The following is a 24,536-nucleotide window of genomic DNA, read 5'->3' as shown; positions in this document are numbered from 1 at the left end:
TTAAGAAAACCGGCAGCAAGGGGCCGGTTTTTATTGTTTATGTGTTAAAAAGTCAGCGTCTCACCATCTTGAGGGACAAAAATGGCCTGATCTGCATGATTCTCTTGAATGTAAGATGTTAATGCTGCTCTTGTTAATAAACAATGATTCACGGCTTCAAGGTGACAGGCGATGATTTGAGCTTGTGGTTGAGAATGGTGAATGTCTACAATCTCTTCCTTTGTCATCGTAATGGGGTCTCCCTCTAAAAATTGGGCAGCCCCACTATTGACCACAATAATATCTGGCTGGCATGTATTCACAACCTCTTTCGGCTCATCACACCAAATGGTATCTCCTGCAATATAAAGAGTAGGCTCATCAGGATGAGAGAAAACAAAACCGCTCACTTGTCCCATCCGTTTAGCGGTTTCTCCTGTCCCGTGCTGCCCGCCAGTTCGTTTGATATGAACACCGCAAACATCCATTTCATCTTCAATGCATGTGACATGCTGAAATCCAGCTTCTTTTACTTCCATGCGATCTTTCTCTGATTGAGTATAGATCGGCAAAGTTTGAGCTAATCTCTTTTTTGCCTCGTCGTCAAAGTGATCTACATGTAAATGAGTGAGCAGGACAGCATCCGGCTGTAATATCTTGTCCAAATCAATGTTTGCAGGCAGCTCAACAATTGGATTGTTTACATGTTGATTGGCAGTATGCGGGAACGGTGGATAGGTTCCTTTTGCTGCTAAAAAGGGATCGATTAAAAATGTTGACGGACCATATTGAAGGTATAAAGTAGCATTACGAATGAGTGTTATTTTCATTAGAAGGCCTCCTTTTTTTCTCATTAAGTTTACAGTATATTAAAAGAGCCTCATGTGACAGAGGATCATGCAAGTCTTTCAGCGGATCGACTTGATTTTTGAAAGAGGTGAGCCAATGCTAGACAAAACAGATATGGATATATTAAAAGAACTCTCAAAGAATAGCCGATTGACGATGAAAGCACTTGGTGAAAAAGTCCATTTAACCGGTCAAGCTGCTAAAAATAGAGTTTTAAAGCTTGAAGAAGAGGGGATTATTGAAGCCTATACCATTTCAATTAACTGGCGGACACAGCAGAACATCCAAACATTTTTGCAGCTCTTTACCCGAAGTTATGATCATGAACCGCTTTTATCGTTTCTCCATCAAAAGGAAGAAATCAAAAACCTGTTTAAAATAAGTGGAGAGGGCTGTTATATGGCTGAAGGACATTTCTCCAGTCATGATGAGCTTGATCAATTTTTAACGGAGCTAACAAAGCATGCAAATTATAAATTGTCTATCGCTGTGAAACGTCTCACTCATCAAGAATAGATGAGGCGCAGGAGGAAATAACCGATGAAAAGATTAATTGAACATCAGGCTGAACCAATCACAAAGGAAAGAATCAAAGCGGATTTGGTTCAACTTGGTGTACGGAAGGGCATGATCTTATGTGTCCACTCATCCTTGTCATCTATTGGCTGGGTGAATGGAGGAGCTATAGCCGTTATACAAGCTATGATGGATATTTTAACAGATGAAGGAACACTGATTATGCCGGCACAAACATTAGAGCTGTCTGATCCTGCTGATTGGATCAATCCGCCTGTTCCTTATTCTTGGTGGAAACCGATCAAAGACACGATGCCTGCATTTGATCCAGCTTACACAGCTCCAACAGCAATGGGAAAGGTAGCGGAGACCTTTTGGAAATACCCAGGCGTAGAAAGAAGCAATCATCCTCATTTCTCATTCACCGCCTGGGGGAAAAGGAAACATGAAGTGTTGAACCACCATGCGCTTCCTTATGGTTTAGGAGAAAATTCACCTCTTGGACGTATGTACGATCTTGATGCAAAAGTGCTGCTAATTGGCACGTCATTCGAAAGTGTGACAGCTTTTCACTTAGCTGAATATCGAATCCCACAGCAAGACCTCATGACACGAGGGGCCCCCATTTTAGAGAATGGTTGGAGGGTGTGGAAAGAGTATCAAGATATCATCACAAGAGAAGAACTATTTGAACAGATTGGTCGTGACTTTTTACAATCAGAATGTAGTTATAGCCACAGTCAAATCGGGCTAGCCAATTCGTATTTATTGCCGATGAGAGAATCAGTCGATTTTGCAGAAAAATGGCTTGAGCAGTACGACCAGGCGTGATCTAAGCAGTCTGAAAATCAAAATAATAGAGATCTTGATCAGGGTGCTCAGATATATAGCAGGTGAGCTGATAGTCTCCTTTTGGAATGGAGAAAGACAGTACCTGTGCCATGACGCTTGTTAGATAAACATGATCACTTGAATGAGTAAATGGCACTGTGATGACTCTATCAACGGATGATGGAGGCTCATGGCTGTTTAATGTCACGATAATAGAAGCCTTTCCGTTATTGATGCCTTCAAAAGAAATACCTCGATCCCCAGTTGCGAATCCTTGAAGAATATCGTCATCTGTCCAATCAATCACAGGTGGCGTCGTGCTTCCAGTGTATACGGTGATTTGGTGATAGGAGATAGATAGGGGATACATTTGATTTAAATCATTCATATAGATTAACTCCTTTATTCATAAAATTTGTCCAGCTGGCGATCATGTTGAAAAGTGAATGTTTGAAAGTATGATAATTGAAGAGAATGTTAGGCAGCAAGACGATTGTCGCCGTCTTGCGCTACTGTTTGAGGGATCTAGATGTGAAATTGCGAAACCATTTCTTTTAGGTCTCCTGCTAAATGGGCAAGAGCCTCTGATGAAGCTGTTACTTCTTCCATTGCTGCAAATTGTTCTTCTGTTAAACCTGCTACTTGTTGTGAATGTTCACTCGTCAGTTTAACGCCTTCTGTGATAGAGGCAAAGGTCTGCTTCGCATCATTTGTATAAGCTGCGATTTTTTGGGATGCATCTGATAAATGTTGAATGCCATCTGCCATTTCCTTCATTGACTGCTGAATGTCAATAAATGAATCCTCTGTATGAGAAATAAGAACAGCCCCTTGAGCCGCTTCCTCTCGTACTCGTTTAATGGCACTCGTCGAATGATTCATCTCTTTTTGTATTTCGGAAATGAGATGTGAAATCATGTTGGATGATGTTTGCGATTCTTCTGCGAGTTTCCTCACTTCGTCTGCCACAACGGCAAAACCTTTTCCATGTTCACCTGCGCGTGCTGCCTCAATGGCCGCATTAAGAGCAAGTAGATTAGTTTGGTTAGCGATATCTGTAATCACTTTGGAAATTTGATCAATCTCGGCTGAACGTGTTTCTAGCGCTTGAATTGCTGTACCGTTCTCTTCAATTGATTTTGCAATAGATGTCATTTGTGAATTGACTTCACCGATATTTTGTACACCTTTTTGGGCCATTTCTTGTGCGGATTGGCTTCTTGTTGCCATTTGTCCCGCATTTTCAGTGATGTTTACTAGCTCGTTAGATACTTGTCTCATCGTGTGCTCACTAGCTGTCATTTGGGCTGATTGCTGTTCAGACGATTGAGCGACTTCTTGAATGGTATGGGTAATTTTTTCTGATGCTGCACTCGTTTCTTCTGCGCTAGCTGACAGCTCCTCAGAAGAGGTGGCTACTAATTCAGATGTTTTGATCACATTTAAAATGGTTTGATTTAATTTCTCACGCATCTTATTAAAGTGACCTGCCAGCTCAGAAAGTTCATCGCCTGTGTGATCTGTCACGTTGATGGTTAAATTTCCTTCGCCTGCACTCTTAATAGCAGATGCCATATGTTTGAGACGTGTCTGAATCCGCTTTGTGAAAATAGAAATAATGATAACAGAAACAATTAAACTTAACAGTAGAACCGTGACAAATTGAATAAAGAAAGACTGAAGCATTTGTGAAATCATGCTTTGATTTGCACCGGTATAGAAAATACCAATCGTTTCCCCTGTATCATTTTTGATGGGCATATAAGCCGTTTGGTAGTCTTTCCCGGCAACATTGGCTGTTCCGTAATAATTCTCGTCTTTATCCAAAACAGCGGCCTTTACTTCAGGTGAGACTTCGGTTCCTACAGCTCGTTTCCCGTTTAACATGACATTTGTGGCAACACGGGTATTTCCTTGGAAAATCGTGATTGTATCACCAGTATATTCGGCTAATTGATCAACCAATGTGTCATGGTTATTGATTTGAGTATTTCCTTTGTAAAGCTTGCCATCTTTTATCTGCCACGAGCCAGCAACCTTTTCAGTTAGGTAAGCGTATCCTAGCTTTAGATCGCCTTTTGCTTTTTCGGTGGCCATTTGCTTAATGTTCTCTGTCATTTCGCGGTTCACTACATAACCAACCACTGCTGAAAATACGATGAGGACACTTAAAAAGATCAGCATTATTTTGGCGCCAAGCCTCAGTTTTCCTTTTTTCTTCATGCTTTTTACTCCTTTAGGTATAAGGTAGGGTATCCCTCCTTAAAGATTATCGGCATGAAAAAAATGTTTGATATACGTGAATGCACTTACACAGAAATTTTTGTTATGAAAAAAGGAAAGTTAGTGCTACTCGATAATAAATTGGATTCTTGTGCCATCAGGATCATCTGATAATTGATGACTTACCCAAGAGCCTGCCCCCCTATTATCCGAAGGACGTACATATTTGACAGAAGCCCCTGCTCCACCTTCTTTACACATTGCCATTGGCCATTCATCACGATCATAACCACGCTTTGTTGGAATGCCATGAAGTGATTTGTCTCTTTGCTCATCACTATTTTTTCGATCAATGGTGCAAATGGAAGAATGACCTTCGTCAATAGCTTCTTCTATGTGCTTCGCGGTTTCTGGATATCGATCTGATGGAAAGTGAATGGTTTTGTCATAAGAAGAGTTTGTCGTCTCTTGTTTATGTTGCCCTAGTTGGACATAGCCTGTCGCTATACCAATGACAATCAATAAAAGCAAGAGAATGGTTTTAAGAAGTTTCATAGATGCTAGCTCTCTTTCTCTTTAGCGTATTTTGTAAACAGAAGTATAGCAGAATTACTTACCAATTTCTCCTCGTTTTGAAAAAACGTCTTTTAAAGTTCGAAAAACGTTTTTTACCTGTTTATGCTCTTTTCCTCGTTGTACAAACTCATAAAAATTTAATTTTGCTGCTCAAAAAACATATATGCTGATGCAAAATGGCTTTATGATTGGTTTTTAGGCTAATTTCAAGATTTTAACACACAGAAATTTCAAAAAAATAAAATTGACTAGACCGATATGCTTTAATAATATGGAGTCAAATATCAAAAAATGTCGTAATTTATCAAAATATGATTCCAATTACATTGCAGGAGGGAAGTACAAATGGCGGATGTCTCTTATCGGCTCGGAATAGACATAGGTGGAACATTTACTGATTTATCGCTGATGAATGAAGCGACAGGGGAGCTGACTGAACTCAAGACACCTACAGTGACAGATGACCCAGCTCAAGGAATTATCAATGGGCTGAAACTTCTAAAAGAAAGAGGTGTCGATTTATCCAAAATACAATATCTCGTACACGGGATGACAATCGGTCTTAATACATTATTGCAGAGAAAGGGAGCAGATTTAGCCCTTTTTGTAACGGAAGGTTTTCAAGACATTTTGTCATTACAGCGTTTACGTCTACCCATTCCTTATGACTTCAATTCTCAATTGCCAGAACCATTGATACCACGAAAACATGTATATCCAATCTCTGAAAGGCTCATACACGATGGTTCGATCAAAAAACCTCTCCAACTGCAGCAATTAGATGATGCTGTCCAGCAGGTCATCTCTAAAAAACTAGCAGGCATTGTCATTTCTTTTTTACATAGCTATCAGAATCCAGTTCATGAATTACAGGCAAAAGCCTATATTCATCATCATTACCCACAGTTAGAAGTCCTGACGTCTTCTGAGTTATGGCCCCAAATGAGGGAATATGAGCGGACAGTGATGTCTGTTGTCAATTTGTACATTCAACCAAAGGTGAAACAATATTTACAAACGTTGAAAAACCGTTTGAAAGAAGAAGGTGTACCAATTTCTCCATACATTACCCAATCAAATGGTGGTTTAATGGATGCAGAAAGTGCAGCCACTTCACCCGTTAAAACACTTTTTTCTGGCCCGGCAGCTGGTGTAATTGGTGCGGCAAGAATTGCAACATCTGCAAATGAACCCAATTTAATTACGTTTGATGTTGGTGGCACAAGTGCAGATATCTCGATCATTCAAAATGGGCAGCCTACAATGGCTCAATCGAATCAGCTTTCAGGATTTCCGATCATTCTTCCATCTGTTGCAATGTATTCGATAGGGGCTGGCGGAGGTTCTGTCGCATGGCTTGATCAAGGCGGGCTTCTTAAAGCAGGACCGGAATCAGTTGGCTCGCAGCCTGGACCGGCTTCGTATGGAAAGGGAAAAAAAGCTGCTTTAACCGATGCATTTCTCATATGCGGTTACCTCAATCAAGATCGGTTTGCCGGAGGACATTTACAATTGAAGCGGTCTGCAGCGGAAATAGCCTTTCAGCCAATTGCTGATCAACTTCATAAAACGGTCGAACAGGCGGCTGACCAGTTGATTCAAGTGGCTGTTGCCAATATGTACACAGAACTAAGCAATGTCATGGAGCAGCAAGGGTTTGATCCTAGAGATTTTAGTTTGCTAGCATTTGGCGGGGCAGGGCCTGTTGTCGCGAATTTCCTTGCGAGAGAAATTCATGCGAAAAATGTGGTCGTCCCTCCAAGTCCAGGGACATTATGTGCGCTAGGTGCACTTACAGCCGATTTTATCCATGATGCTGTGTTGTCTAAGAAAATCTGCTTACAAGACTATACGCTTGACGAATTAAAACAAGATTATGAAATGCTTTCTCGCAAAGCAACGGGTTGGTTCAGCCAGCAAAACATTCAACATATCAAACAAACGTCCATTTTGTTATTAGCAGATGCCCGCTATCAAGGACAGGCATTTGAGATTGAATTGCCATTATCGGTGGATTGGCTAAAGCAGGAACAAGACGTCTATCATCTGATTGAAGCTTTCCACAGCCTACATGAGCGTCAATATGGCCATAGAGATGATCAGGCGAACATTGAATTTACTCATTTGCGAGTTCGGGTTATAGGTGAAACGCCTCCACTGCCTTTCTCTTCTGTTGATGAAAGCAGCGGACAGCCTTTAATACCACAATCATACAGACGAATCTTTATAGAAGAAAAAGAGTACGAAGCATCTGTTTACAATCGGAGTACTTTGTCATTAGGCGCTGTTGTGAAAGGACCTGCCATCATTGAGCAAGATGATACGACAACATTGATTTTGCCAAACTGGGCAGGCAGCATAGACCATTCAGGAAACTTGGTGATTTCAAGGGAGGCGGCTTTACATGGGAACTGATCCAGCAAAGCTTGAGATGATGAGGAGTTATTTTAATGCAATTGCATCAGGCATGGGACATGTCATTGAGCGGACATCCTTTACAACATTCGTAAAAGAATCGGCGGATTTTGCTACAGCATTAGCCACGCCTTCTGGAGATTTCTTTGTTTACCCAAAAACAGTCGGTGTCACGATCTTTTTAGGGCTGAGTCTCAAAAAAGCGATTGAAGAAAGCGGACCGATGCAGCCGGGTGACATTATCATCACAAATGATCCTTATACGACAAACGGTTTAGCGACTCATTTGCCAGATGTCCATATCATCAAACCCATTTTTATAGAAGATGAAATTGTCAGCTATGCCTGGTCTTTTGTTCATGTAAGTGATGTGGGAGGTCTTGTCCCTTCAAGCATTTCTCCAACTGCAACAGATGTTCATCAGGAAGGATTAAGAATTCCACCAGTGAAAATCTATGAAGGTGGAAAAGAGAATCAGGTTGTTCGTACCTTTTTAAGAGCTAATAGCCGGGCGAGTCATTTAAATGATGGCGATATTAATGCGATGATTGCCGCTGTTAATACAGCAGAAATCAGACTAAAAGAAATGATCGAGAAATTCGGAAAAAACGAAGTGAAGCAAGGAATGATTGATCTGCTGAAGCAAGCAGAGGATCGCGCAGGAAAAGTCATTGAAGCCATCCCTGATGGAACGAGTGAATTCGCTGATTACTTGGATGATGATATGATTTCGGACGTGCCGATCCGATTAAAGATCAAGCTGACGGTCAAAGGGAAACAGCTGACACTGGACTTCTCTGAGTGTGACCCGCAAGTTAAGACAGCTTTTAATCTTGTCACCAATGGTCAAAAGCACTCCTTTTTATATCAAGGGTTGATCAATTACATTATTAGTAAAGATCCTTTTATTCCGATTAATGGTGGGATTACGTATCCGATAGACGTGATTTCACCTAAAGGAACGCTTGTCCATCCAGAATATCCGGCTTCTGTCGGTATTCGGCATTCCATTACAATGAGACTGTATAATGTCGTGCTAGGTGCTATTGGTAAGCTGTTGCCTGAAGCAGTGCCGGCGGCAGGTGCAGGTCAATCCGCTATCGTCGTTCTCTCTGTTCCTGATGATCAAACAGGAGGCAGAAAAATGTCTGTGGTCGAACCGTTAGGCGGAGGCGGCGGTGCTCAAAAAGGGACTGATGGAGTAGATGGAATTGATCATTCGTCAGGATTTTTAAAAAATACACCCATTGAGAGCTTGGAACAGCATATTGATATTCATGTACACCGATATGAACTGTTGCCAAACACAGGTGGAGCAGGGGAACATAGAGGGGGACATGCGATTGGTTTAGAATTTGAAATGATCAAGCCAGAATCGATGGTGACGGCACGAGGAATGGAACGAATGAAGTTTCAACCTTGGGGGTTAATGGGCGGACGTGCAGGAGCAATTGGTGAGGTGAAATTGACCAAACCAAATGGGGAGACACAAAACCAGCCGAAAATTGATGTCATGCGTCTTGAAAAAGGCGATATTGTTCAATTGGTTTCACCAAGTGGAGGAGGATGGGGGAATCCATTTGCTAGAACGAAAGAAAAAGTCCTTCATGAAGTGGAAGCAGGGCTATTAAGTGAAGAAAGAGCACTTCAGCAATATGGCGTCAAAGTCTATCGAGATCATAATGAATGGAAAATTGATGACGAACAGACGAGCAGGCTTCGTGAAAAGATGAATGATGCTGATGCTGTCGCTTGGGATTTTGGAAAACAAAGAGCAGCTTATGAGAAAGTGTGGACAGACGAAGCCAGCAGTGAGCTTGCTGTGCAGCTTCGTTCATACCCAGCAAATGAGCGTACGCACTATAAACATGCGGTTCATTCTCATTTTAGTCATAGACAAGAACCGTTAACAAAGATGGATATTATTCAAGCACTTCATCAGTTGAATCAACAAAAAGGGGGAAACGAATTATGAAAAGAAGATTAATGACCATATTTGCAGGTGTCCTATCCATCATGATACTGCTGTCTGCATGCGGTGGAAATGGGCAGGACCAAAGTAAACAGCAGCAGACTGTGGTCGTTGGTGTCTACGGAGGGGATTGGGAAAAGAATATTAAGCCAATCCTCGAAAAGTTTGAAAAGGATACAGGCATTAAAGTACAAACGGTCTCTGGGGCAGATTCTGAATGGTTTACAAAATTAAAAGCATCTAATGGTAAAAATCCACCGTATGATTTGCTTATTTTACAGCCTGATACGATTCAAAGAGGTATTGCGGCAAACGTTCTTGCGCCTATTGATGAAGATCAAGCACCGAATGTGAAAAAGCTTTATCGTTCTGTTCAAAAGAAACTCACTGTTGATGGAAAACAATATGCAGCAGGCTTTAGTATGGGACAGCTTGGAATTGCTTATAGAAAAGATCTTGTCAAACAGGAGCCAAACAGCTGGACAGATTTATGGAGCGATCAGCTGAAAGGGAAAGTGGCGATTTCTTCCCCAACTTATTCAGCGGGCTTACAATTTTTCTCTGCACTTGTCCATGCTCAAGGAGGGACAGAATCAAATCCTAAGGATATTGATAAAGCATTTAAAAGCCTAGCACAATTAAAAGGGCGTGTAGCTGCTTTTCCTGATAACCCAGGGTCTATTCAAACGCTGTTAGAACGTGGTGACGTGACGGCAGTTCCATATTGGGATGGCCGAGCATTTGCACTTGAAGAAGAAGGGATGGATATTGGATTCTCATATCCGAAAGAAGGCGCTGTGGCAGCAGTTGCGAGCTGGGCGTTAACAAAGGGAAGTCAGCATGAGGAAGCGGCTTATAAGCTATTAAACTACCTTAGCGGGAAAGAAGCTCAAGAAGCCTTCTCAGAAAAATCTTACTATGGCATGTCGAATTCTGATGTGAAATACGGAGACAAAATTAAGGGGAAAGTGAAGGTTGGCGAAAATTATTATAGCAAGCTGACTTGGGTAGATTACGAAACAGCGACCTCGGAGCTCGGTCAATGGACAAATCGATGGAATGAAGTATTAGGCGGAGGAAAATAGGTGATCGCATGAGTGGAATCAATTTAGAACATATCAGCCAGCATTTTGGCGAGCAGATTGCTCTTGATGATGTCAGTCTTACGGTAAAAGAGGGAGAGTTTTTCTCCCTTCTTGGCCCTAGTGGCTGCGGAAAATCAACTTTACTCAATATCATTGGTGGTTTTTTAGAACCGACAAAAGGAGTCGTCTATATTGGTGATCAGGATGTGACGACTTTACCTCCTTATCAAAGAAAAACGGGGATGGTCTTTCAAAGCTATGCACTTTTCCCACATCTCACCGTATTTGATAATGTTGCATATGGGTTGAAGGTTCAAAAGAAAAAGAAGGCGGAAATCAAGCAAAAGGTGATGGAGAGTTTGGCTCTTGTTCAATTAGAGTCATTTGCCAAACGTATGCCGCACCAATTAAGTGGTGGTCAGCAGCAACGGGTCGCAATTGCACGTGCACTTGCTATCCAGCCGGCTGTTCTCCTTCTGGATGAACCACTCAGTAACCTAGATGCAAAGCTAAGAAAAAATATGCAGACGGAGCTGCGAAATATTCAACGGAATGTCGGAATTACGACTATTCTTGTGACGCATGATCAGGAGGAAGCCCTAAGTCTTTCTGACCGAATTGGGATATTAGGTGAGGGGAAAATTCAGCAGATTGGGACACCTTTAGAAGTATATCGTCAGCCAAATAATCGTTTTGTTGCTGAATTTATCGGACAGGTCAATCTATTTGAAGCGAAGTATGATGAAGTTACTTCCACATACACTGTTCCACATTTCATTCAATCAAACGGGAAGCAAGTTCAGCTAAAAGCCGCATTTAAAGAGAAGAGCGAGAAGCATTTACTCATGCTGCGTCCTGAGAGAATCAAGTTATCTTCTGGCGGGGAGGAAGTTCAGCCAAATCATGTCACAGGCGTGTTGGCAGATGTCAGTTATATTGGGCACTCTTTACGTTTGGTCGTTGGGCTTAATCAAGGTGAAATCATTGTCCATGCATCAGACGCAGCATTTCCCGAGCTGCCTCGAGTTGGAGAAACTGTGCATATTCATTGGCAACCTGAAGATATTGTGTTCTTAGATTCGAAGGTGCATACGTGATGAGAATCAAAAAAAAGAATCAGCGCTTTCATTGGTTTATGCTGCTGCCAGCTTGTTTGTTTCTAGTTGTATTCCTTCTTGCTCCGCTTGTGATGATGTTTGTCCTCAGTTTGCGTGATGTGGATTCGATGATGAATACGTTACAATCCTATAGTTTGTCTCAATATTTACATGTATTTACGACAGATGCATATGTGAAAGCAATTGGAAGTACTGTGTGGGTGGCCTTACAGACAACGGTGATTTGTTTATTGATGGCATATCCAGCAGCTTATGTGCTAGTGAAAGCACCTCACCCAAGATTGCGGGCTTTTTTCTATATCTTACTTGTATCGCCGCTTTTGACGAGTGTCGTCATTCGGACATTTGCATGGATCGTTCTTCTTTCGCAAAATGGCTTGATCAATGGCATGCTGATCGATTTACATCTGATTGAGAAACCGCTATCGATGCTGTGGAATATGAATGCGGTCATTATTGCTTATGTTCAAGTGATGCTGCCTTTTGCAGTGCTGCCTATTGCAACGAGCTTAACGGATATGGACCGTCACTTAAGACCGGCTTCTATGAGTCTTGGTGCTGGTCGTATTCGGACATTTTTTCATGTGACCTTGCCGCTTACGATTCCAGGCATGATCACCGGAGCAATTATTGTCTTCTCACTTGCAGCAGGAAGCTATATTACCCCTCTGCTAGTCGGCGGACGGATGCAGCCGCTCTTGCCACTGTCCATTTATCAGCAGGTCATGCAGGTGTATAATTTGCCTCTTGCCGCTGCGATGTCCTTTACTTTATTGATTTGTGTGCTAGCGGTCGTCAGTCTATTAAGCTATCTATTGAAGCGTTGGGAGGCGAGGATGCATGCGTAAAAAATCAATAAGTGACCGTTTGCTTTCGGTTCTGATATGGACCGCAGGCTCACTCGTTTATCTCTTTTTAACCGTACCTGTTCTTGTCATTGTTCTTTCTGCTTTTAGTCCGAATGCCTTTCCTGAATTCCCGCCGACTTCGTTTTCCGTTCGCTGGTTTCATGAGGTCGTGTCGAATCCAGAATGGATGGAATCTTTGCGTATCAGCGTAATTCTGTTATTGATTGTGACGCCTCTTACTGTTCTTTTAGGAACGATGGCTTCTTATGCTTTAGCAAGGCTTTCCTTTAAGGGAAAGGAAGCTGTTCAAGCCTTTATTTTGTCACCTCTTATGATTCCTCAGGTGGTATTAGGGATTGCGATGCTGTATTTGTTTACGGCTATGGGTTTTACAGGGTCTTTGTGGGCATTAGTCATTGGGCATGTCATCATTGGTTTTCCTTATGTTGTACGAACCGTGGGTGTCAGTGTTTCAAATCTTGATCCACGTCTTGAGCTAGCTTCCATGAATCTTGGTGCAGGGCCCATACGTACTTTCTTTCGTGTGACACTGCCCTTGATTAAGCCTGGTATTATCGCAGGTGGGGTGTTTTCTGCTGTGACATCATTTGGTGAAATCTCGATTAGTTTGTTCGTTTCTTCACCTCAAACCATTACGATTCCCGTGAGGACGTTTAATTACATTGAGCAAACTTTTGATCCGAGTGTCAATGCGATATCTGTCATATTTATTATCATTTCTATCATTGCGTTGCTCATTATTGAGAAAACGATTGGTCTGTCTAAGGTGATGTAAATATAATGAAGAAACAAGGAGCTGTCATTTGAAATGACAGCTCTTTTTGTATTGTTTTTTATGGTAAAAATATTCAAAGTTTTATGGAATGTAGTTCTTAAGGTTTAAGAAAATGCGAGGCGTGATAGGAGACCTCTCTCCTACATTTTCGGTCATATTTGCAAAATTTAAGGAAAAACATGAAATTTTTGCGGTAATTGGTCATTTATTTTCGGTGGAACGCAACTATTATTAGTTATTTTCGGTAAATATCGTAAATTATGATGTGATCCCTTCGGCATAACGCATGAATCTTTACACCCATTTTTCGGTGAAAAAAACAATAATTTCATATAAAGTGGACGTAAATAGAAAATATCTAAAAGAAAAGAAGAAAAAGGCAAATCTATGGAAACATAGAGACGCAAAGCCATGTCCTAAGGTAAAAGTTGCTTTTTTACTATGGTCGGCAGGTTACCGAATCAAAATGGGAGTCCCTCCGTTTTATTCGGGGTGGGCTCCTTTTTTGTTATTCCGTCTATTTTAATGAAATAGACTTGGTTCTTTTGATATAGAGGGTGCAGGGTATCACAGTTGGTGGAGAAAACATAGAAGAGCGGAGGATGAGAATGAGTACAGTTTATTACCCCTTAACACATGCGCAAAAGCGAGTATTCTACACGGAAAGATTTTATCCAGGCACAAGTATTTCTAATTTGGGTGGGTTTGCCAAGTTAAGATCGGTATCAGGTCTAAATCCTTCTTTGATCGTGGATGTGCTTCAAGCGTACATTCGTGAAACTGATTCTCTTCGTTTAAGGCTGGTGTATCGACATGAGCAGGAGGAGCCCGTTCAATATATCAAGCCATATGAAAAACAGCCGATTCGTTTGGTGAAAGGCTGGAGTGAAAAGGAAGTCAGAGCGTGGGCGAACGAGGAGATTCGTGAGCCGATGGAACTGATTGATCGTTCCTTAATTGAATTTACGGTCTTTCAAATCAGTGATCAAGAGTGCTGGCTGTTCTGTAAAGCACATCATATTGTGGCTGATGGTATTTCAATTATCTTGATGGGAAATCGAATCATTGATCTATACCATGACATGCTGCAGGGGACAGACATCTCCCCAATTGAAGACATTTCCTTCGTTGATCACATCATGAGTGAGCAAACGTATGAATCTTCTAAACGTTTTCAGAAAGACCAAGCTTTTTGGAACGAGCAATTTTCCAATATTCCAGATTTCGCTTCTTTAACACCGCATAAAGGTTACGAGATGAGCTTACATGCGGAGAGATTTTCAGGGGATATTCCTGATTCTTTAAAGGAGAAGCTTCGAGTCTTTTGTGAAGAAGAGAAAGTCAGTATGCTTTCTATGTTTATGTCCGCTGTCTATATTTACTTGCACCGATTTAGCGGCATGGAGGATGTGGTCCTTGGAACTTTTATGGGCAATCGGACAAATGCAAAGGAAAAAAAGATGATTGGGATGTTTGTGTCGACCATTCCGATGCGCGCATCTGTGCAAGGATCCCTCACGTTTCTTGATTTCGTGAAGCAGGTCATGGCGGATCAGATGAAGATCTTGCGTCATCAAAAATATCCTTACAATGTGCTCATGAATGATTTAAGGGAAAGAGATGGATTTACAGGACGCCTGTTTGATATTTCTTTAGAGTATCAGGTCATGCAGTGGCAGAAAAAAGAGAATCTTTCGTTCATTACGGAGCCGATTTTTAGTGGAAGCGGGATGAATGATATATCGATTCATGTGAAAGACCGCTGGGATACAGATACATTGACCATTGATTTGGATTACCGTACAGACCTATTTAGTGAAGATGATATGAGTAAGCTGTTTGATCGATTGATCATTTTGCTGGAGGCGGCAGTCTCTCAGCCAGATCAGCTAATTGGGGCTTTCTCTTTACTGCCAGCAGATGAACAAAAGCAGCTGCTTCAATTATCTAAGGGAGAAGCATTTGATTTACCAGGAGCGAAACCAGTTCACCACTTATTTGATGAGGCAGCTAAAAAGTATTCAGAACGGGCAGCTGTGGTTGCGGAAAATGGAACGTTCACTTATGGAGAGCTGTATCAAAAAGCGGACAAACTGGCACGATTTTTACAGATGAAAGGTGTCTCGGGTGATGTGCCAGTTGCCGTTTTAATGGAACGGACGGCAGATGCGATGGCTGCCATTTTTGGGATATTAAAAGCTGGTGGTGCATATGTACCGATCGATCCGGCATTACCTGAGGAACGCATTCAATTTATTGTAGAAGATTCCGGTGCTTCTATCGTTTTAACAGAAGAATCGTTTGTTCAGCGATATTCATCTATTGCGGAAAAAATGATTGTCCAGCAGCATATGGAATTAGAAGATCGTCCGCTGCCTGAGCTGATCGATCAGACGACATCACAGGATTTGGCTTATCTCATTTATACATCGGGTACGACTGGAAAGCCGAAGGGAGTGATGATCGAGCATCTTCAGCTGCATCATTTGGTTTATGCCCTGCATCACGAAGTGTATGAGGGGGCAAATCAGCTTCAAGTGGCGCTTCTTGCACCATTCCATTTCGATGCATCTGTTAAACAAATCTTTGCTGCTCTTTTATTTGGACATACGCTTCATATTGTGCCAAGAGAAACGACACGAAACGGTGTACAGCTAGCGGCTTATTACAAAGAACATCAAATCAAAGCAACAGATGGAACGCCAGCACATGTGCAGCTTTTACTTGCAGCTGATTTGGACGGGCTTGCACTGACTCATATGCTGATTGGGGGAGAAGCACTCCCTGCGAAAGCAGCGCAGGCGCTGATTGAAGCTGTGCGTGTTAGCCAGCCGGATTTTGCCTTGTGGAATGTGTATGGTCCGACAGAAACGTGTGTGGATGCGGCGGTTCACCGTCTAGATCTCAGTGAGCTGCAGAAGTCACCAGAACAGCGCTATGTGCCAATTGGAAAGCCACTGGGCCATCACCGGATTTATATTTTAAATGAACATGAACAACTACAGGTGCAGGGAGCTGTGGGAGAACTATGCATTGCGGGAATAGGAGTTGGACGGGGCTATGTGAATCAGCCTGAATTGACGGAGAAGGCATTCAGAACAGATCCATTTTTCCCTGAAGATCGAATGTATCGCACAGGTGATGTAGTGAGATGGCTTCCAGACGGCACAATTGATTATCTTGGAAGAATAGATGACCAAGTAAAAATAAGAGGTTACCGCATCGAAATAGGTGAAATTGAGGCAGTCATGGAGCAGGTAGACGGAGTCGATCAGGCTGTCGTCCTTGTCGTGGATGAACCGGACGGTGGAAAGGCTTTAAGTGCTTACTATCAAGCACGACAAGAATTTCTTTCCGTGGACACCCTGCAAGCCGCTATCAAACATCAGCTGCCAGCTTATATGATGCCGCTTTATTTCAAGCAGCTTGAGGCATTTCCACTAACAGTTAGCGGGAAAGTCGACCGGCGTGCGCTTGCTGCATTAAAAGGGGATAAGGCTGTCAGTGCTGTTTATGTAGCGCCTAGAAACGATGTAGAAACGAAGCTTGTTCGTTTGTGGGAAGACGTTCTTCATCAAGAGAGCATAGGTGTGTACGACTCATTCTTTGACCTAGGCGGGCATTCACTCAAAGCGATGAAAGTTCTTACACTCGTTCAGCGGGCTTTTCAAGTGGAGGTCCCTTTATCTGTTTTATTTGAACAGCAAACGATTGCAGCACTTGCTGTTTATATTGAACAAGCGGAAAAGTCTTCACAAGTGGTCATACCGAAAGCACCGACTGCCGCCGATTATCCACTGTCACCAGCGCAGCAGCGTGTTTATATGGTGACTCAGCTGGAGCAGAGCATCGCCTATCATATGCCTGCCGTTGTGAAATTAAGAGGAACGCTGCAACGAGAGAAGTTGGAGGGAGCTTTTGAAAAACTGATCGCACGTCATGATGTGCTGCGCACTTCTTTTCATACAGTCAAAGGAGTCCCTCGTCAGCGGGTAGCTTCATCCGTCCCATTTCAAATAGAACAGGTGACAGGCAGCACGATGGAAGAGAACATGCGTCAATTCGTCCGACCTTTTTATCTTGAGCAGGCTCCGCTTTTGCGTGTTGGGCTACAGTCTTTACATGACCAGGAGCATCTTCTCTATTTCGATATGCATCATCTGATTTCAGATGGTCTTTCAATTGATTTGATGCTACGTGAGTTGTCTGACGCATATGAGGGATTAGTGAAAGCGCCATTGAAGCTTCAATATCAAGATTATGCTGTTTGGCAAGAACAACAGGCAGAGCAAGGCGGTCAAATCGATGAAGCATTCTGGCTGAAAGAATTTTCAGGAGATATCCCTGCTTTGCAGCTGCTAACGGATTATCAGCGTCCGGCTGTCCAGTCTTTCACTGGAGACCGCGTTCTCAGAAACATCGATGAGACGTTAACAGGCCGTTTGCAGGAACTTGCAGCGAATCATCATACGACGCTGTATACCGTGTTGCTTTCTGCTTACTATACATTGCTTGCGAAATACACAGGTCAAAAGGAGTTTGTGGTGGGGACGCCAACAGCAGGCAGGGTGCATGCAGATTTGAATGACATGATCGGCATGTTTGTCCAAACACTTGCTTTACGTTCAGAGGTAGATCCGAACGGTTCAATGACGCAGTTGATTGAGCAAGTAAAGGAAAAGACGATGAGGGCGTTTGAGCATCAGCAATATCCATTCGAGCGGCTGCTTGAAAAGCTAAATGTGCAAAGAGATTTTAGCCGCCATCCATTATTTGATACGGTCTTTACTCTAACGCCAGATCATTCAACAGCCCAGCATATTGGAGAGATGAAAGTCGAAGTCGAGGAAACCAATTTCCATATTGCAAAGTTTGATCTCACACTTCAAGCGATGGAGTCAAGTCATGGTCTTTCCTTTGTTCTCGATTACAGTACGGCGTTATTTAAACGAAGTACAGCCGAGCAGCTGCTCAAGCATTATGTTTATCTTCTGGAGCAGATGGTCGAAATGCCGGAGCAAGCGATTCAATCATACCGCTTACTCTCTGAACAAGAAGCAGCGGCTCAATTGAAGATGTGGAACCCGTTACCTACGCCTTATCCTGTGGAAGAAACCATTGTGACGCAATTTGAATCGCAAGTACAGCAGCACGGTCATCAACCTGCTTTGCAATATAAAGACGTGGTTCTTTCTTATCAAGAGCTGAATCACAGAGCGAACCAGCTGGCTCATTATTTACGTGAACATGGTTTTGAAAAAGGGATGACAGCGGCTTTATTCTTTGAACGTTCCAATGAGATGGTGTTGTCGGTTTTAGCTGTGCTAAAGGCTGGCGGTGTCTATGTGCCAATCGATCCTGACTTCCCTGATGAGCGCATCAAGCACTTTTTGACAGATAGTGGTGCACAGTTTGTCCTGACCCATCAGGTGCTGCGTCATCGCTCTGTGCTTACTGCGTTTGAAGGGGAAATCATAGAAACAGAAGATCAAGCCGTTGATCAGCAGTCAGAGAGCAATCCAGTTGTATGTGTTTCGCCTTTGGACTTGGCGAATTTGACCTACACATCTGGTACGACAGGCAAACCTAAAGGGAACATGGTGACGCATCGGAACATTTTGAGAACAGTGAAGCAGTCGAATTATCTCACCATTCATCATGAAGACACGGTGATGAGCCTTTCAAACTATGTATTTGATGCATTTATGTTTGATGTGTTTGGCGCTTTATTGAACGGAGCGAAACTCATTGTTTTGCCAAAGGATCACATTTTAAATATGAATGAGCTTTCTGGCGCGATTGAGAAGGAAAAAGTCAGTATTTTAATGATCACGACCGCTCTATTTCACTTACTGATTGATATGAAAAAAGGCAGCCTAAAAAACGTCAGAAAAGTGCTGTTTGGCGGGGAACGTGCTTCTGTGCCGCATGTTGTGGCAGCCCTTGAAACGGTTGGAGAAGACAAACTTATTCATATGTATGGACCTTCTGAAAGCACAATTTTCACAACGTATTATCCGGTGAATCACATTGAAGAACAAGCACTGTCGATTCCGATCGGAAAGCCGGTGAGTCAAACGGCTGTTTATATTGTCGATGAGTTTGGACATGTGCAGCCGCCGGGAGTAGCTGGAGAGCTTTGTGTCGCAGGTGACGGACTGGTCAAGGGGTATTATCACCAGCCAGAACTAACGAGCGAAAAGTTTGTTGAAAATCCTTTCCGATCTGGTGAAGTCATGTACAAAACGGGCGATCTCGCACGATGGCTGTCAAATGGAGATATTGAATTCATTGGGCGAATCGATCATCAAGTCAAGATTCGAGGTCAGCGTATCGAGCTTGGCGAAATTGAACACCAGCTATTGCAGCATCTGCAAGTGAAGGAAGCCGTTGTCATTGCGTTATCAAATGATACATTGTGTGCATATTTCACAGCAGAAGGTGCTGTTCCGCTGTCGGATTTACGTGAGCAAGCAGGACGAGAACTCCCTGTTTATATGATGCCAGCTTTCTTCATGCAATTAGACGAGCTGCCACTAACGGGGAATGGCAAGGTAGATAGACGAGCATTACCGGTACCTGATGTAAGTGAGCAGGCTTCAAATGAATACGTCCCTCCTCAATCAGATACAGAGCGTATATTGGCACACATTTGGGAGGAAGTTCTTGAAGTTCCGAAAATCGGCAGACGTGATCATTTCTTTGAATGCGGTGGTCATTCACTGCGCGGCATGAAAATGCTGAACAGGCTCTATGAAGAGATGCATGTGGAATGTACTTTGAAAACATTATTTGAATCACCCACTTTAGAGGCGTTTGCCCTTGCGGTGGATCAAACAGATCGAACTGAAATCAGGCGAGTGGAAAAAGCGGAAGAAGCGGCTTTTTATCCTGTGACATCTGCTCAGAAAAGATTGTTTGTTCTGCAAAAAATGACAGATGCCGAGCAGAGCTATCATATGCCAGCTGCTTTAAAGCTTGAAGGTGTATTTGATGAAAAACGATTTAAAAAAGCCATTGACCAGCTTGTTCATCGTCATGAAGCATTCCGTACGAGCTTTGACTTCGTTCAGGGTGAACCTGTTCAGCGAATTGAAACGAATGTTTCTGTGAACATTGAAAACATCGAAGGGGAAGGCCGAGACATTCAGCAATTAATGAATGATTTTATCCGTCCATTTGATATAGAAAAAGCGCCGCTGCTTAGAGTGGGGCTTGTGTCTGAATCGGAGAGTGTTCATTATTTGTTGATTGATATGCACCACATCATTTCAGATGGTGCGTCTGTCGGTATTTTAATTGATGAGCTATCGATCTTGTATCGAGGAGACGAACTTGATGAATTGCCTATTCAATATAAGGACTATGCGGTTTGGTCAAACAGTGAAGAATCTCTTGTGAAAAAAGCGGAAGAAGCGGCGTTTTGGTTGGCACAATTACAAGGAGAACTGCCTGTTTTGGCGCTGCCTGAGGATCTTCCGAGACCAAAGGTTCAGACGTTTGAAGGGGACCGCGTCGAATTCTCTATAGACGGTGCGCTTAAAGCGCAATTGGATGAGTTGGTTAGATCACTCAACAGTACAACGTATACAGTGCTGCTTGCTTGCTACAGTACACTTTTAAGCAAGCTTTCGAGACAAGAAGACATCATGATCGGTTCTCCAGTGGTGGGCAGAACTCATCCTGATATTCAATCAGTCATCGGCATGTTTGTGAATACGCTGGCACTCAGAACAAAACCAGAAGGACATCAGACATTTTCTCAATTTGCGTCAACAGTTCATGAGCTTGTGTTAGCGGCAAATGAACATCAACTTTACCCATTTGAAGAATTGGTGGACCAAGTGCAAACGGTTCGCGACACAAGCCGCCATCCAATCTTTGATGTGGTGTTCTCGATGGAAAATGCAGATATTCGTGACTTGTCGATGGATGGACTTCACATTGTTCCACAATCATTCAATGAGAATATAGCCAAATTTGACTTAACCTTAACTGGAAACGAATCTGACGATCAAATCGAGCTTGTGTTTGATTTTAATTCTTCTATCTTTGAACGGTCGTCGATTGAGAAGTGGAAGGAGTATTTCCTTTACTTGATCGAACAAATGGTGTCAGCACCAGATCAATTATTAGATCAGATGCAATTATTATCACCAGCGCAACAGCAAAAACTGCTTGATGAATGGTCAGGCCCTATCCTAAATGTCCCGACAGATCAAACGGTTCATGCATTGATTGAGGCGAAGTCGCAGGAAGTATCTCATCAAAAAGCCGCTGCCTTCTGCGGCACAAGCTGGACGTATGAAGAACTGAACAACCGGGCGAATACAGTCGCCGCAAGACTCATTTCCAGCGGCACAAAACCGGGAGACCGCATCGGCATTCTCACGCGTCCATCGCTCGAGATGACAGCCGCTGTTCTCGGTGTGCTCAAGGCAGGTGCGGCATTCGTGCCGATTGATGCCGATTATCCAGCGCAGCGCATTGCCTACATGTTGGAAGATTGCGGGGCAGAGGTCCTTCTGATTCAGAAAGAGCTCACTGCACCACCTTCTTTCACAGGTCATACCCTCTTCATAGAAGAGGCGGTAGAAGGAGAAGCGCACGAGATTCAGGTTCCTGTCAAACCAACGGATCTCGCCTATATGATTTACACATCTGGAACGACTGGACAGCCGAAGGGTGTCATGGTCGAGCACCAGTCCCTTGTCAATCTCGCCTACTGGCACAATGATGCCTTCCAGGTGACGAAACAAGACCGAACCGCCAAATATGCCGGCTTTGGCTTTGATGCCTCCATTTGGGAGATGTTCCCGACGTGGATCGCCGGCGCAGAGCTCCATATCATCGACGAAGCGATTCGCCTCGATATGATCAAGCTCAATACGTATTTCAATGACGAAGGCATTACCATTGCGTTCCTGCCAACACAGCTATGTGAGCAGTTTATGTCGATGGACAATCATTCTCTCCGTTACTTACTGACAGGCGGGGACAAGCTGAAACAGGTGAAGCCCGTTCCATACAAACTCGTCAATAACTACGGCCCAACAGAAAATACGGTCGTGGCGACAAGCGGGATCATTGATCCAGATCAAGGCACGCTTCCTATCGGAACAGCGATTGCCAATACTCGTTTTTACATTATGGGTTCGTTATATGACCTCTCGCCGCAAGGCGTACCGGGTGAACTTGTGATTGCGGGGAAAGGACTGGCAAGAGGCTATTGGAATCTACCAGAGGAAACGGACAAACGGTTTGTCCCAGATCCGTTTTATCGTGGAGAGCGCATGTACCGTACAGGCGACTTGGTGAAATGGACAGAGGATGGCGAGCTGATCTATCTCGGTAGAAAAGACCATCAAGTGAGCATCCGCGGATTCCGTATTGAGCTGTCAGAAATTGAAGCGCAGCTCCTTGCGCTGGATTCAGTCCAAGAAGCCGTCGTGACAACGGTCAAAGACGCAAGTGATCAAGACGCTCTTGTCGCTTACGTCATCACAGATAACGAAACGGGCACTTTGAAAGAAAGCCTAAAGCGCACCTTACCTGAATATATGGTGCCATCATGGATCATCAAGCTAGACCAACTGCCGATGACGGCAAATGGCAAAGTCGATCTCAAAGCACTGCCAGCACCTGATGTGGATGCGAATCAAACAGCATACGAAGCGCCAAGAGATGAAGTGGAAACACTGCTTTGCGGCATTTGGGAAGATGTACTTGGCGTCAGCCAAGTTGGTATTCACGACCACTTTTTCTTCCTTGGCGGAGATTCGATTAAAGGCATCCAAATGGCAAGCAGACTCACGCAAGAGGGCTGGAGGCTCGATATGAAGCTGCTTTTCCAATACCCAACGATTGCGGAGCTTCGCCCATATATCGAAGAAGCGGACCTTCTCACAGCCGATCAGTCAGCTGTCGAAGGAGAGGTTATTTTAACACCGATACAGCGCTGGTTCTTTGAACGGAACTTCAGCAGCCAGCATCATTGGAATCAGTCCGTTATGCTCCATGCGGCAAATGGTTTGGATGAAGCGCTTGTCAAGCAAGTGCTCGAGCAGATGATGACCCATCATGATGCTTTGCGATTGGTTTATCCGATAGAAGAAGGACGCATCATCCAGCGTCATCGTGGAGTAGACGAAAACGATGTAGCGGTGGACGTGATAGAAGTACAAGGAGAACGATCACAGCAAATCGAGCAGGTAGAAAAGCTGGCAAATGAAGTGCAGGCGAGTATTTCTTTAACAGAGGGACCATTAGTCAAACCTGCGATTTTCCGTACGGATCATGGAGATCACTTATTGCTCGTTGTACATCATCTTGTCATTGATGGTGTGTCATGGCGTATTTTCCTTGAAGACTTCATGGCTCTTTATGAGCAGGCGAAGCGTGGGGAAGAGCTGACCCTTCCTGAAAAAACACATTCATTCCAAGCATATGCCCAGAAGTTGACGGAATATGCAGTGTCAGATGAGCTGCTGGCAGAAAGGGACTATTGGAAAAAGGTACTTGGGCATTTAACTGCACCTCTGCAAAAGGATCATGTTACAGAGGATCAAAGAATGCTGCATACAAAAACCATTCGCTTTACGCTGTCTGAGGAAGAAACACGCAGTCTACTGACAGAAGTACATGAGGCGTACCATACGGAAATCAATGACATTTTGCTAACCGCTTTAGGATTGACCCTGAAAGAGTGGACAGGAGAAGACAGACACTTAATTCACCTTGAAGGACATGGAAGGGAAGACATCCTTCCGGCGGTCAATGTGTCGCGGACCATCGGCTGGTTTACGAGCATGTATCCTGTGCTACTTGATTTGTCGCATGCGGAGGATCTTTCGTATCAAATCAAGCTTTTGAAAGAAGAGCTCAGACACATTCCGAACAAGGGAATCGGCTATGGCGTTTTAAAATACTTAACGCCTGACAAAATGAAGGACGGTATCGCATTTGATGTCACGCCAGATATCAGCTTTAACTATCTTGGTCAGTTTGATGAACAGATTGGCGGGGGTGAACTAAGTCGATCCACTTGGCAGGCAGGTCAATCATTAAGTCCAGAATCAGAGAAACCTCATGCATTAGATATTGTTGGTTTCGTAGAACAGGGCTTGTTCCATATGACGATTTCCTATCACCAGCTTGAATTCGAAGAGCAAACGATGGAACAGTTTAAGGACCTTTTAGAAAAGAACGTGAAGGCACTCATCTCACATTGTGTATCACAAGATGAAGCGCAAATTACACCTAGTGATGTAGGAGACGATGACCTGACCATGGATGAACTTGAAAAGCTAATGGATATATTTTAAGCAA

13 protein-coding genes and 1 riboswitch are annotated in these 24,536 nt (G+C 43.3%); of the genes, 9 read left to right on the top strand and 4 right to left on the bottom strand.

The window, feature by feature from the left end; all coding sequences use genetic code 11:
- Window positions 1-44 precede the first annotated feature (44 nt).
- The gene (locus KFQ09_RS07680; protein WP_046342598.1) at window positions 45-809 is read right to left on the bottom strand and encodes an MBL fold metallo-hydrolase; all 765 of its coding nucleotides are present in this window, start codon (window positions 807-809) and stop codon (window positions 45-47) included.
- A gap of 115 nt (window positions 810-924) precedes the next feature.
- Between KFQ09_RS07680 and KFQ09_RS07675 the strand changes: the two genes are divergently transcribed.
- Together KFQ09_RS07675 and KFQ09_RS07670 are read left to right on the top strand one after the other, a co-directional pair.
- On the top strand, window positions 925-1,344 hold the full coding sequence (locus KFQ09_RS07675) for an Lrp/AsnC family transcriptional regulator (RefSeq protein WP_008347846.1): 420 nt from the start codon (window positions 925-927) through the stop codon (window positions 1,342-1,344).
- A gap of 24 nt (window positions 1,345-1,368) precedes the next feature.
- Window positions 1,369-2,175, top strand: a complete 807-nt coding sequence (locus tag KFQ09_RS07670) for an AAC(3) family N-acetyltransferase (protein ID WP_110487710.1) — start codon at window positions 1,369-1,371, stop codon at window positions 2,173-2,175.
- 1 nt (window position 2,176) lies between these two features.
- Here the strand turns inward: KFQ09_RS07670 and comJ are convergent, their stop codons facing one another.
- The 3 genes from comJ to KFQ09_RS07655 form a co-directional block, all read right to left on the bottom strand.
- Window positions 2,177-2,563 (bottom strand): competence protein ComJ, encoded by a 387-nt coding sequence (gene comJ, locus KFQ09_RS07665; RefSeq protein ID WP_050826928.1) that lies wholly within the window; start codon window positions 2,561-2,563, stop codon window positions 2,177-2,179.
- 137 nt (window positions 2,564-2,700) lie between these two features.
- Complete coding sequence (locus tag KFQ09_RS07660) at window positions 2,701-4,398, bottom strand: methyl-accepting chemotaxis protein (RefSeq protein ID WP_048002413.1); 1,698 nt, start codon at window positions 4,396-4,398, stop codon at window positions 2,701-2,703.
- A gap of 126 nt (window positions 4,399-4,524) precedes the next feature.
- Entirely contained in the window at window positions 4,525-4,953 is a 429-nt protein-coding gene (locus tag KFQ09_RS07655) for a NucA/NucB deoxyribonuclease domain-containing protein (RefSeq protein WP_007498233.1), read from the bottom strand.
- Between the two features lie 366 nt (window positions 4,954-5,319).
- On the opposite strand from KFQ09_RS07655, the gene KFQ09_RS07650 reads away from it, so the two are divergent.
- The 7 genes from KFQ09_RS07650 (at window position 5,320) to KFQ09_RS07620 (ending at window position 24,532) form a co-directional block, all read left to right on the top strand.
- On the top strand, window positions 5,320-7,389 hold the full coding sequence (locus KFQ09_RS07650; protein WP_255836186.1) for a hydantoinase/oxoprolinase family protein: 2,070 nt from the start codon (window positions 5,320-5,322) through the stop codon (window positions 7,387-7,389).
- A complete protein-coding gene (locus KFQ09_RS07645) occupies window positions 7,379-9,364 on the top strand; it encodes a hydantoinase B/oxoprolinase family protein (RefSeq protein WP_035390499.1) in 1,986 nt (661 codons plus the stop codon). The genes KFQ09_RS07650 and KFQ09_RS07645 overlap by 11 nt, the downstream gene beginning before the upstream one ends.
- A complete protein-coding gene (locus tag KFQ09_RS07640; RefSeq protein ID WP_255836185.1) occupies window positions 9,361-10,446 on the top strand; it encodes an ABC transporter substrate-binding protein in 1,086 nt (361 codons plus the stop codon). The genes KFQ09_RS07645 and KFQ09_RS07640 overlap by 4 nt, the downstream gene beginning before the upstream one ends.
- Before the next feature lie 8 nt (window positions 10,447-10,454).
- Window positions 10,455-11,543 carry an ABC transporter ATP-binding protein gene (locus KFQ09_RS07635; protein WP_255836184.1) on the top strand — a complete coding sequence of 363 codons (1,089 nt, stop codon included), beginning with the start codon at window positions 10,455-10,457 and terminating at the stop codon, window positions 11,541-11,543.
- On the top strand, window positions 11,543-12,412 hold the full coding sequence (locus tag KFQ09_RS07630) for an ABC transporter permease (RefSeq protein ID WP_255836183.1): 870 nt from the start codon (window positions 11,543-11,545) through the stop codon (window positions 12,410-12,412). The genes KFQ09_RS07635 and KFQ09_RS07630 overlap by 1 nt, the downstream gene beginning before the upstream one ends.
- A complete protein-coding gene (locus KFQ09_RS07625; protein ID WP_008347828.1) occupies window positions 12,405-13,208 on the top strand; it encodes an ABC transporter permease in 804 nt (267 codons plus the stop codon). The genes KFQ09_RS07630 and KFQ09_RS07625 overlap by 8 nt, the downstream gene beginning before the upstream one ends.
- A 368-nt stretch (window positions 13,209-13,576) precedes the next feature.
- Window positions 13,577-13,669, top strand: a riboswitch (cyclic di-GMP riboswitch).
- 147 nt (window positions 13,670-13,816) lie between these two features.
- Window positions 13,817-24,532, top strand: a complete 10,716-nt coding sequence (locus tag KFQ09_RS07620) for a non-ribosomal peptide synthetase (RefSeq protein WP_255836182.1) — start codon at window positions 13,817-13,819, stop codon at window positions 24,530-24,532.
- Window positions 24,533-24,536 lie beyond the last annotated feature (4 nt).

The sequence above is a fragment of the Bacillus sp. FS02 genome, assembly GCF_024398395.1.
GTDB classification, from domain to species: domain Bacteria; phylum Bacillota; class Bacilli; order Bacillales; family Bacillaceae; genus Bacillus; species Bacillus altitudinis.
The sequence above is the reverse complement of the archived record's forward strand: the minus strand, read 5'-3'. Positions and strand labels throughout refer to the sequence as shown.